The sequence below is a fragment of the Psychrobacter sp. Ps3 genome, from assembly GCF_022129275.1.
GTDB classification, from domain to species: Bacteria; Pseudomonadota; Gammaproteobacteria; order Pseudomonadales; family Moraxellaceae; genus Psychrobacter; species Psychrobacter submarinus.
The window spans coordinates 18,536-29,578 of sequence record NZ_JADQAL010000033.1 but is presented as its reverse complement, the minus strand read 5'-3'; the positions used below and the strand labels follow the sequence as shown (position 1 = coordinate 29,578).

The 11,043-nt window shown below is 45.2% G+C and carries 8 protein-coding genes; 5 read left to right on the top strand and 3 right to left on the bottom strand.

Annotation, left to right across the window (positions count from 1 at the left end; all coding sequences use genetic code 11):
* Positions 1 to 118 precede the first annotated feature (118 nt).
* Together I3248_RS09900 and rnr are read left to right on the top strand one after the other, a co-directional pair.
* Complete coding sequence (locus tag I3248_RS09900; RefSeq protein WP_025645238.1) at positions 119 to 1,354, top strand: toxic anion resistance protein; 1,236 nt, start codon at positions 119 to 121, stop codon at positions 1,352 to 1,354.
* A 190-nt stretch (positions 1,355 to 1,544) separates the two neighbouring features.
* Positions 1,545 to 3,821 carry a ribonuclease R gene (gene rnr / locus I3248_RS09895; RefSeq protein WP_238063531.1) on the top strand — a complete coding sequence of 759 codons (2,277 nt, stop codon included), beginning with the start codon at positions 1,545 to 1,547 and terminating at the stop codon, positions 3,819 to 3,821.
* A gap of 245 nt (positions 3,822 to 4,066) precedes the next feature.
* On the opposite strand, the gene I3248_RS09890 is transcribed toward rnr, so the two are convergent.
* The 3 genes from I3248_RS09890 to hisA all read right to left on the bottom strand — a co-directional run bounded on the left by I3248_RS09890 (position 4,067) and on the right by hisA (position 6,843).
* Positions 4,067 to 4,342 carry a hypothetical protein gene (locus I3248_RS09890; RefSeq protein ID WP_156923952.1) on the bottom strand — a complete coding sequence of 92 codons (276 nt, stop codon included), beginning with the start codon at positions 4,340 to 4,342 and terminating at the stop codon, positions 4,067 to 4,069.
* A 97-nt stretch (positions 4,343 to 4,439) separates the two neighbouring features.
* Entirely contained in the window at positions 4,440 to 6,047 is a 1,608-nt protein-coding gene (locus tag I3248_RS09885) for a mechanosensitive ion channel family protein (protein WP_238063529.1), read from the bottom strand.
* 58 nt (positions 6,048 to 6,105) lie between these two features.
* Positions 6,106 to 6,843 carry a 1-(5-phosphoribosyl)-5-[(5-phosphoribosylamino)methylideneamino]imidazole-4-carboxamide isomerase gene (hisA, locus tag I3248_RS09880; protein WP_238063528.1) on the bottom strand — a complete coding sequence of 246 codons (738 nt, stop codon included), beginning with the start codon at positions 6,841 to 6,843 and terminating at the stop codon, positions 6,106 to 6,108.
* 723 nt (positions 6,844 to 7,566) lie between these two features.
* Between hisA and I3248_RS09875 the strand changes: the two genes are divergently transcribed.
* From I3248_RS09875 to I3248_RS09865, 3 genes are read left to right on the top strand one after another with little or no spacing between them, the layout of a single operon-like run.
* Positions 7,567 to 8,916 carry a Na(+)-translocating NADH-quinone reductase subunit A gene (locus I3248_RS09875; protein WP_238063527.1) on the top strand — a complete coding sequence of 450 codons (1,350 nt, stop codon included), beginning with the start codon at positions 7,567 to 7,569 and terminating at the stop codon, positions 8,914 to 8,916.
* 5 nt (positions 8,917 to 8,921) lie between these two features.
* Positions 8,922 to 10,157, top strand: a complete 1,236-nt coding sequence (locus I3248_RS09870) for an NADH:ubiquinone reductase (Na(+)-transporting) subunit B (RefSeq protein WP_238063526.1) — start codon at positions 8,922 to 8,924, stop codon at positions 10,155 to 10,157.
* Positions 10,138 to 11,043, top strand: a complete 906-nt coding sequence (locus I3248_RS09865) for a Na(+)-translocating NADH-quinone reductase subunit C (protein WP_238063524.1) — start codon at positions 10,138 to 10,140, stop codon at positions 11,041 to 11,043. The genes I3248_RS09870 and I3248_RS09865 overlap by 20 nt, the downstream gene beginning before the upstream one ends.

The window sequence follows — 11,043 nt, the reverse complement described above, 5'->3', positions numbered from 1 at the left end:
GACATTGTAAATAGTATCAATGAGTTACAATGTGGCTTATCCCGAACTGGGGTTAACTACAATAACTTTATTATAAATTTGAGAAGCATTATTCACTTTAGCCATTATAGGACTTTTTATGCAAGAACTAACGCCACCTGAAAACTCGTCCACTCCTAGTATTTCTCTGACACCGCCTGAACCAGTCAAATCAGTTGATACCAGCGAAGCGGATCAAATGGTCAAGCTCGATAAAAGCCAGATCCCAGAGCTGGATGCCAAGGTCGATGCTTTTGTTGATCATGTGCTTACTAACTCTGCTAATAGTCCTGAATTTCAGCAAAACGTGCAATCTATTCATAACCTAGGCTCCAAAGAGATTCGTGAGTCCGCGCAAGTCTCCAATCGCATGCTAGACTTGCCTGCAAAAAGTCTCAACGATGGCTTATTTGACAGCTCACCCATTGCTAAATCCTTGACGGAGCTGCGCGGCATTGTGGAGGATTTAGACCCAAGCAAAAAGCAATTGACCAGCTCGCGTAAGCTGTTTGGCCTCATTCCATTTGGTAATAAAGTCCAAGACTACTTTCGTCAATATGAGTCCGCGCAGTCGCATATTAACGCCGTCGTCACAAGCCTTTATAATGGTAAAGACGAGCTACTCAAAGACAATGCCACGATTGAGCAAGAAAAAGTCAATATGTGGGAGCTGATGCAATCGATTCGTCAGTACATCTATGTCGGCAAAAAGATCGATGAGCAGCTAGAACAAAAGATTCACGCGATAGAGGCGACTGATCCTGAAAAAGCACGTATTATTAAAGAAGAGATGCTGTTTTATGTGCGTCAAAAAAACACAGACTTTTTAACCCAACTCGCGGTTAACGTCCAAGGATATCTAGCGCTTGATACCATTCGCAAAAATAACTTGGAGCTGATTAAAGGCGTGGACCGCGCGACGACGACGACAGTATCAGCACTACGCACCGCAGTCGTAGTGGCGCAGGCGATGACTAATCAAAAACTGGTACTCGATCAAATCACCGCACTTAATAAAACGACCAGTAGCTTGATTGAGTCGACCTCAGAGATGCTCAAACGTCAGTCTGGTGAGATCCATGAGCAAGCCACTAGTAGCACTATTGAACTTGATAAATTACAAAACGCCTTCAATAATGTCTATGAGACGATGGATATGATTAGTAATTATAAAGTTGAAGCGCTTGAAAACATGAAGCAGACGGTCAATACTTTGACCAGTGAAGTCGATAAAGCGCAGAAATACCTCGATAAATCGAATCAGACGACAGTATTAGAAGTGTCAAAAGAGCTTGATAGTAAACAGATAGCGGATAAGTCTGGTATCGATATCTAAAAATGCACTATTTAAGCAACTGCTCATCTCTACAAGCTGTCTCTACTGTCAAAAACTTCTGATACGCTCATTAACTGAGCGTATCCCTATAGCTATCACACTTAACACAAACAATTGACGTAAGATATTGTCTACTGGTTCGTGTTAAGATAGCCCCTATTAATAATTTTAAAAATAGATACGGTAATTTATGAGTTGGAATGATCCAAACGCCTCAAGTGAGGCACAACGCTATGACAATCCTATTCCCAGTCGTGAGCTGATTCTGAGCACGATTAGTGATAATAGCGATGTTACGCACAAAGCATTAGCTAAAATCTTCGGTATCGAAGATCCTGACCAGTTCGATGCGCTAGGTAATCGTCTAAAAGCGATGGCGCGTGATGGACAAGTCAATCGTGAAGGTCGACCTTATCGTTATCGTCCAGTGACTCAGCACGATATTGTCAGCGGTACAGTTTCAGCGCATCCAAAAGGCTTTGGTTTTGTGGTGCTCGATGATATGCCAGATCTTTTCTTGCATGAAAAACAGATGCGTTGGGTGTTCAATGGCGATTCTGTTGAGGCCATAGGTACTTCTACGGACAATCGCGGACGTACCGAAGGCCGTATTGTCGATATCACCTCGCGTCAACAGAATCAGTTCATCGGAATACTTGCCAAAGATGAAGAAGGTTACTGCGTAGAATTGGGTAGCCCTAACAGTCATCAACCTATTACCTTGGCAGATGACCACGTCGATGCTTTGGATGTCAAACAAGGCGATCCGGTAAAAGTCGATATCATTGATTGGCCAAACCAGCATGAGTTTGCGACTGGTAAAATCACTGAAGTGCTCAATGACGATAACGATCGCGAGCTGATTATTGAGACCACTTTACTCAATTATGATATTCCACATGAGTTCAGCGAAGCCACGCTTAAGCAAGCCAATAGCTATAAAGAACCCACTGAAAAAGACACCAAAGGTCGGACTGACCTGCGTGGTCTGCCTTTAGTGACTATCGATGGTGAAGATGCACGTGACTTTGATGATGCCGTGTTCGCTGAGAAGCGCTCTGGCGGTAACTACCGGGTACTAGTCGCTATCGCTGATGTTAGTCACTATGTAACGCCGAACTCACCGCTCGATGTTGAGGCTTATGAACGCGGGACCTCAGTGTACTTCCCGCACCGAGTGATTCCGATGTTGCCTGAGGTACTCTCAAACGGTTTATGTTCATTGAACCCTAATGTCGACCGCTTATGTATGGTCGCGGATATCAAAGTCTCACGTGCTGGCAATGTCACCGGTTATGAGTTTTATCCGGCGGTGATGAACTCACAAGCACGTCTGACCTATAACCAAGTCAACGCGTATTTTGACAATCCAAAAGACAAAAGCGTGCCTGATTCTTTGACAGGCAATAAAGACGTCAAAAAATCAATTGATACACTACATCAACTCTATGAGCTGCTTTTGAAAAAACGCGAAGAGCGTCATGCTATGGAGTTTGAGACCGTTGAGACTTATATCAAGTTCAATGAAGAAGGCGGTATTAAAGCGATTGTACCGCGTACGCGCGGCGATGCTCATAAACTAATCGAAGAGTGTATGCTGCTGGCGAATACTTGCGCGGCAAACTTTGCGCTCAAGCATGAGCTGCCGGTACTGTACCGTAATCATGATAAACCAGATCAAGAAAAGTCGATGCGTATCCATGAATACGCCAAAAACTTCGGTCTGCCCTTCCCAGAAGAGAGCCCGACGCAGGCCGATTATCAGCGCCTGATTGAAGCAACCAAAGATCGTCCTGATGCGATTAGCATTCATAGCATGCTACTACGCTCGATGATGCAGGCCAATTATGCGCCTGATAATATCGGTCACTTCGGCTTAGCGTACGATGAATACAGCCATTTTACCTCGCCGATCCGTCGCTATCCTGATTTGATGTTGCATCGCGCGATCAAAGCGAAAGTTACTAAAACTCAGCAGCCGATTATGGACTTTTCTTTGGAAGGAGCAGGCACGCAAACTTCAGATACTGAGCGCCGTGCGGAAAGAGCTTCACGCTATGTCGAGTCGTGGCTCAAGTGTCACTACATGAAAGATCATGTCGGTGAAGACTTCGAAGGTGTGGTCACGAGTGTCACCAGCTTTGGTCTGTTTGTGACTTTGTCTGATTTGTTTATTGATGGTCTAGTGCACATCTCTAATGTTGGTGATGACTTCTTTGTCTATGACGAGCAGCAACAACAACTGATTGGTAAGGACAAAGGTACGGTATTTGGTTTGGGCGACTCGGTAAAAGTCAAAGTCGCTGGCGTCAATATGGACTTATTGCAAATTGATTTTGATCTGTTAGAAAAATTAAAATCAAGTCAGATGAACCAAACGAAGAAAGACTCTTCCAAAAAGAGTCCGGTCAAAAAGACCAATGGTCGTAGCAGTAGTAAAAGCAAAGGTAATAGCAAGAAAAGCTAAGCAGCTTTGGTAATTGATAAATTTAGAGACAAATAAAAAGGCTAACTCGAAGTTAGCCTTTTTATTTGTCTCTAGTTTCTAGCTATCATTAATTCACAATAAGACAAAAAACAGTGCTACTAGAATGAATGCGATGGCGCATCGAGCGATAACAGCATGCCAGTAAAGGTTATACCAGTAGCAGGTATTATAAGCACACTCTTTTACTTAGAATTCACTATACATAGTATAGAGCACAGATTGCCTTACTGAGCGCTATTCATCTGTTCTAAACGCTGCTGTTCAACGTCTTGAACTTGCTCTATTTGAGCAGTAGCATTATCAATGATGGCTTTGGGTTTTTCGCCTAGTGGCTGTGCTGAGTTGCTGTCATTCTCCTCATCACCATTTTTAACTACCTCGGAATCAGTATCTATGAGCGCAGCTCTGTTCTTTTCATAGAAGTAACTGCTGACAATATTGTAGCCAAACAACATCAAAATAGTAGCAAGGGTTAAGGCAATCAGGTGTTTTTTTTGCATAGGTATTCCCTCAAATAATATTTTGTCACTCTCAACTTTATTCAACAGCGGCTGCATCTAAGCTGTGCTTGCTAAATGCTACTGCCATATTGCTTAGCTATTCTTGCGGACTATTACTATTTAATAAGTCCGTTTCATCTGAATTTTCAGCAATCTCTTGCTCAACTTTTTCCATTAGCTTGGCATCTGGTCTTGCGTCGAGCACCTCGTCTGCATTACGGCCTTGCAGGATATATTTAGCACGGGCTTTTGCGCGCTTTTTCTCCTCATCATCTTCTATTACGTCGCTAAGCTCAACGTCTTCAACAGACTCTGGGGTAACCGGAGTAATGCTCATATCTGACTTATTTGCACTGTCATCCGCTTTTTCTCCTTGTCCCATCTCTAGCGCTTTTTCTACTTTATCGTTGAAGCGTAGGCGATAAATGGGTTCAGGTAAGCTAAAGCCTTCGTTTTCAAGCGCGTGTTTGGTCTCACGAATGGCGATACTGCGAGCCTTGGCAAAATCAGTCTCGGACTGATTGACCCAGACCTGAAACTCTAGAATGATATTAGAATCGCCAACATTATTAATAACCGCAATGGCTTTTGGTTCATCCAGTACAAACTTCAGTTTATTTATAGCATCTAAACCAACCTTTATTGCTGCTAGTGGATCGTCATTGGCATCCACGCCAAGCTCAAAGGTAAAGCGCCGTTCGGGGTTTTTGGTGTAGTTAAGAATCACCCCCTTAAACACTTCGGCGTTAGGGATACGTAGCTGATTACCATCTAAAGTCATCAGAATCGTCGCCCTTGAAGTCAGTCGCACGACGATACCTTCTAAGTCATTGATAACCACCTGATCGCGCGCGCGAAAAGGTTGGCGAATACTAAGCATCAAAGAGGCAATATAATTCTCAATAGTGTCCTTAACCGCAAAACCCACGGCAATACCAATCACCCCTGCCCCGCCAAGTAGCGTGCCTAAGACAGTCTCAGCACCGATTAAGCTCAGCGCTAATATCAGACCAAAAATAATAAAAATCACCTTTATGGTCTGCGCAAGCAGCTCTGCCACAAAAGGATTGGGGGTGACGCGCTGCCACATACTTTTGCGATTAGACAAAAAGCTACCAAACCAAGCAACAATGGCGAAAATAACAATACCCACTAACAGTAGCGGTAAGGCTTTGATTAGGTTTCTAAATTGGTTTTTTAGGCCTTGATAGACGGTGCTGACATTGTCCTGTACATCAAGCGTACGCTCTATCTTATCTTCAACGGTGACGACATCAGTGATACGATTGGTTAGGTTAATCGCTTGTTGGGCTTTTTTTTCATTGGCGGTCTCGCCTGTGAGCGTCACTACTCCTTGGGTCACGCTGATACTAACCGCTTGCAGACCATCAATCTCAGAAAATATCCCTTGGATACGCTGACGAATGTCATTGTCCTTTTTGGGCGTAGGCTTAGTCTCAATCTCAGCGTTATTAGTACTCTCGCCCATAATAACCGGCGGCTTAGGTTGCGCATCCGCCGTGCTACTATCGCCAGACTCACTCGCTTCGGCCTCACTATTGACACCCAGCGCTGTCGCCACTTCAGCCAGCTCAGCTTCGGCAGCATAAGCTGAGACGCCAAATGCCATAACGCATACTAAAAGTAGAAGATGTACACCACCTTTGAGCTTATTTGCTAATAAATGCTTATATTCTATGATCATAACTATCCTTGAGAAATTTCAGTCTTATTAGCTCAAAGCTCTTACGTGCAACGCATCTTTACTGGTCTAAATAACGCTGAGCGGCGCCAAAATCTAGTGAGCCTTCATAAATAGCGCGGCCAGTAATGATACCTTCTAAACAGTCGCCATAAGGTTTAAGTAGCTCGATATCCTTCATATCGGTGACGCCGCCTGAAGCAATAACCGGAATGCCGCCTTCGCGAGCTAGATTGACCGTCTGCTCAACGTTGACACCTTGCATCATGCCATCACGGGCGATATCGGTATAGACGATAGAGGATACACCAACATCAGCGAAGCGCTTAGCAAGCTCAGTGGCCTTGGTATCAGTGACATTGGCCCAGCCATGAGTAGCGACCATGCCGTCTTTGGCATCTATGCCGACGATGATATGACCGGCAAACTCGCGGCAAGCTTCGCTCACAAAGCTTGGATCTTCGACTGCCTTAGTACCGATAATGATATAAGTCAGACCAGCACTGATATATTGTTCAATCGTATTCAAGGTACGGACACCGCCGCCTAGTTGTATCGGCAGCTTTGGATAAGCTTTGGCGATGTCTTCAACCACGTGCTTGTGCACAGGGACGCCATCAAAAGCACCATTTAGATCGACTAAATGTAAACGACGCGCGCCTTCTTCTACCCAGCGCGTTGCCATAGCAACAGGATCGTCAGAGAACACCGTATCGTCTTCCATACGACCCTGTTTTAGGCGGACACATTTGCCATCTTTAAGGTCAATAGCAGGAATAATCACTGGCGCAGCACACATAACACACTCCTAATATAAAATTTGAACAAGGTTAGCAAGTCTAGCTTAAAAACGGTCGCTTTTATCTATTAAAAAAGATAAAAGCATAATGAAGGACTCACCTTCTCTTAAGGTAGTAAAACGGACTGAGAGGTAAGTAAATGATAACTAGAAGTTTCCTAGTCTTAGAGCACCCACAATATTAAGTAAATTCAATTACTAACTGGCAATTTTAGGTCAATTTAGCGTATAATCCTAGGTAAATTTGTATTTGTTTCTATTCAAAATCGTCCTATGTGTATCTCCCTACCTATCATTTTACAGACCTAGTCAACAAAACGTTTACTGAGTCGATTTTTTGATTGGTAAGTGATCCTCAGGAAGTTATTGAATAACATAATACGAGCATTGCTCGTTTCAAGATTTTAATAAAAGGTATGGAAAGACTATTTATTCAATTCCTGTTTTATACAGGCGGATTGAAGCTAATACTCTTAGCATGCATCTTGGTAGCCAGTCGCCACTTTGGTAAGTCGAATAAGATATTAACGTGTTGTTAAGGAGTCTAAGGTCAGCGTTGATACTCTTGATAGTAGGAATAATCGAGCATAACTGATAAAGCATTGAGCCGTTTTGCCATAACCTTGGCAGGTGGACGCTTTGCTGAGTAGTGCTTGTTTATACTACCTTTATACCATACAGGACGTCTGGTATCGTTTTAGACTATGGACTAAGTTTTCGCTTATGATTACCATCAAAAAAGGTTTGGATTTGCCCATCACCGGCGAACCCTCTCGCGAGATAACTGAGCACAGACCTGCACATGTGGCACTGATTGGCTATGACTATGTGGGCATGAAGCCTACTATGAACGTCAAAGAAGGTGACATCGTCGCTAAAGGCCAGCCCGTTTTTGAAGACAAAAAACGCGTTGGCGTCATTTATACTGCCCCTGCTGCTGGTAAAGTTGTCGCCGTCAATCGCGGTGAACGCCGAGTGTTCGAAAGTCTGGTGATTGCCGTTGACCCCAATGGTGAGGAAGTAGAGTTTGACCGTTACGATTCTGAACAACTGGCCGATCTTGACTCCGAAATCGTTGAAAAACAGCTGTTTGCTTCTGGTGAATGGACGGCGTTTCGTACCCGCCCTTATAGCCGAGCCCCTGAGCTTGGCGCGCGTCCGCATGCTATCTTTGTCACTGCTATGGATACCAATCCACTAGCTTTTGACCCTATGCTTTTGATCAATGAAGAGCTGCAAGCATTCAATGATGGCTTAGCGGTACTGTCAACTTTGAGTCCTAAGACCTTTGTCTGTCATCATGCCAAGGCAAGCTTACCAAAAGTAGCCAAAACTGCTAGTGATAACGTCACTGAATATCATAGCTTTGCAGGTAAGCATCCGGCAGGTTTGGCGGGTACGCATATTCACTTTTTGCATCCTATCATGCGCGGTGTTAGCGTCTGGACGATCGGCTTTCAAGACGTCATAGCCTTGGGTAAATTATTTACCACTGGCCGCTTATATACGCGCCGTTTAGTGAGTCTAGCCGGTCCAGCAGTAACTAATCCGCATCTGGTCGCAACCGAGCGCGGTGCGGATCTGATGGCGTTGACGAAAGGGCAGCTGATTGCAGGTGATAACCGTATTATCTCAGGCTCAGTGCTCTCTGGCCGTAAGCTGTTTGCTAATGTCGCTTATCTTGGCCGCTTCCATGATCAAGTCAGCTCTTTGCCTGAAGGCTATGAGCGCCCTGCTTTTCACTTCTTTAGCCCAGGTGCAAACCGTTTCTCAAAGCTGCCGATTTATATCTCGCAGTTTTTTAAGAAAAAGTTTAACTTTACCACCTCTACCAATGGCTCGCCGCGGGCGATGGTGCCGATCGGTATCTATGAAGAGGTCATGCCCCAAGATTATCTACCTACGCAATTACTGCGCGCTTTGATTGTCGAAGATATCATCTCTGCGGTTGATTTGGGCGTACTCGAACTGGACGAAGAGGATGTGGCTTTGTGCACCTTCGTCTCTCCTGGTAAATATGAATACAGCGATATCTTGCGTGATAACCTAACGCGCATTGAGCTGGAGGGCTAACCACGATGAAATTTTTACACAATATGTTCGATCGTATGCAGCCGTCCTTCACTAAGGGTGGCAAACACGAGAAGTACTACGCCATCTTTGAGATGTTCGATACGTTTTTGCGTCAACCTGGTACAACAACTTTCACCTCATCGCACGTGCGTGATGGTATCGATCTAAAACGTATTATGATTACCGTTTGGCTCTGTACCTTCCCAGCGATGTTCTTTGGGATGTACAACGTCGGTCATCAAGCTTTGACCGCTATCTCTCAGCTCGGACTTGAGCCTGAGGGCTGGCGCACGGTGATCACTAGTATGGTAGGCTACGACCCTAATAGTATTTGGGCCAGCTTCGTCTACGGGGCTATGCAGTTCTTGCCCATCTATCTTGTCACCTTCGTGGTTGGTATTGCCTGTGAGATACTGTTTGCAGTAGTCCGTGGGCACGAAGTCAATGAGGGATTCTTTGTCACCTCAGTACTGTACGCGCTTATCATGCCGCCCGATATTCCTTTATGGCAAGTGGCCTTAGGTATTATCTTCGGTGTTGTCGTGGCAAAAGAAGTCTTCGGTGGTACGGGTAAAAACTTCTTAAACCCAGCGCTATCAGGCCGTGCTTTCTTATACTTTGCATATCCTGCTTATATGTCAGGCGATTCGGTATGGACAGCGGTTGACGGCTTTTCTGGCGCAACACCGCTAGGTCTAGCCGCCCTTGGCGTCACGCCTGATCAGTTCGTTGATGTCTATGGCCGCGCCATCACTTGGAGTGATGCGTTCTTTGGTAATATCCAAGGTAGTGTCGGTGAAGTCTCAACCTTAGCTATTTTGTTAGGTGCAGTGGTGCTGCTGTGGGCGCGTATCGCTTCATGGCGTATTATGGCAGGCTGTGTGGTTGGTCTTATCGCCACCTCCCTCATCTTTAATCTAATCGGCTCTGAAGATAACCTGATGATGAATATGCGTTGGTATTGGCATCTAGTCATTGGTGGCTTCGCTTTTGGTGCGGTGTTTATGGCAACCGATCCGGTCTCAGCTGCACATACCAATAAAGGCCGCTGGGCTTACGGTATTTTGATTGGCTTTATGACCGTCCTGATTCGTGTCATCAACCCAGCCTTCCCAGAAGGCATCATGCTTGCCATCTTATTTGCTAACTTATTTGCGCCTTTGTTTGACTACTTTGTCACGCAAGCCAATATCAAGCGTCAAACTGCACGGAGGGTTCGTTATGTCCAAGCCCAAAAGTAATAATGCAAAAACCGTTAGCGTCGCGTTAACGCTATGCTTAGTCTGCTCAGTCTTAGTCTCAGCAGTCGCGGTCGGGCTCAAACCCGCGCAAATCGAAAACGCGCGCCTAGATCGTAACAAAAACATCTTAGTCGCGGCGGGCATGTATGATACCGAGCAAGATACTGCCGAAGATGTCGCTAATCGCTTTGAAGACTTCGATGTCAAAATCGTTGATCTGCAAGCCGGTAACTATTTAGATGACGAACAGCTTGTCGAAGTTGGCATTCCTGATCGTAACAACTATGACGCAAGCCAAGCGACCAAGAACCAAGCACTCAGTAATGATTTGGGCGCTAATGATCCTGCTGGCATCGGCCGTGTCCCTAAATACGCCAAAGTCTACGTCAAAAATGACGACGCCGGTAATCCAGAAATGGTCGTACTACCGATTCAAGGTTATGGTCTATGGGGTACGATTTATGGCTTCTTAACGCTTGAGAGCGATATGAATACCATTAAAGGTATCAGCTTTTATGAGCATAAAGAAACTCCAGGACTTGGCGCTCGTATTGAAGAGCCTGAGTGGCGTGCGCAGTGGAGCGGTATTCATTCTTATGATAAAAATGGCGAGGTTGCGACTGGTGTTACCAAAGCGGGCAACCCAAAAGAGAACTGGGTCGACGGTATTAGTGGTGCGACTTTGACTGGTCGCGGCGTGAGTAACATGATTCAGTTTTGGCTTAGCGAGCAAGGCTATAAACCTTATCTAGATGCGCTACGCGAAGAAAGCGGTGCCACTATCGATAATGCTGACGCCCAAGCTAGCCAAGCAAACCTTGAGCAAGCCAAGCCAACAACTGAACTGGCAGCGGCTCTACCATTAGCAACTGGCAAGGAGGCATAA

What these genes read in the sequence shown, in the direction of transcription:
- I3248_RS09900 (WP_025645238.1), top strand. Translation starts at nt 119, where the DNA reads ATGCAAGAACTAACGCCACCTGAAAACTCGTCCACTCCTAGTATTTCT.
- rnr (WP_238063531.1), top strand. Translation starts at nt 1,545, where the DNA reads ATGAGTTGGAATGATCCAAACGCCTCAAGTGAGGCACAACGCTATGAC.
- I3248_RS09890 (WP_156923952.1), bottom strand. Translation starts at nt 4,342, where the DNA reads ATGCAAAAAAAACACCTGATTGCCTTAACCCTTGCTACTATTTTGATG.
- I3248_RS09885 (WP_238063529.1), bottom strand. Translation starts at nt 6,047, where the DNA reads ATGATCATAGAATATAAGCATTTATTAGCAAATAAGCTCAAAGGTGGT.
- hisA (WP_238063528.1), bottom strand. Translation starts at nt 6,843, where the DNA reads ATGTGTGCTGCGCCAGTGATTATTCCTGCTATTGACCTTAAAGATGGC.
- I3248_RS09875 (WP_238063527.1), top strand. Translation starts at nt 7,567, where the DNA reads ATGATTACCATCAAAAAAGGTTTGGATTTGCCCATCACCGGCGAACCC.
- I3248_RS09870 (WP_238063526.1), top strand. Translation starts at nt 8,922, where the DNA reads ATGAAATTTTTACACAATATGTTCGATCGTATGCAGCCGTCCTTCACT.
- I3248_RS09865 (WP_238063524.1), top strand. Translation starts at nt 10,138, where the DNA reads ATGTCCAAGCCCAAAAGTAATAATGCAAAAACCGTTAGCGTCGCGTTA.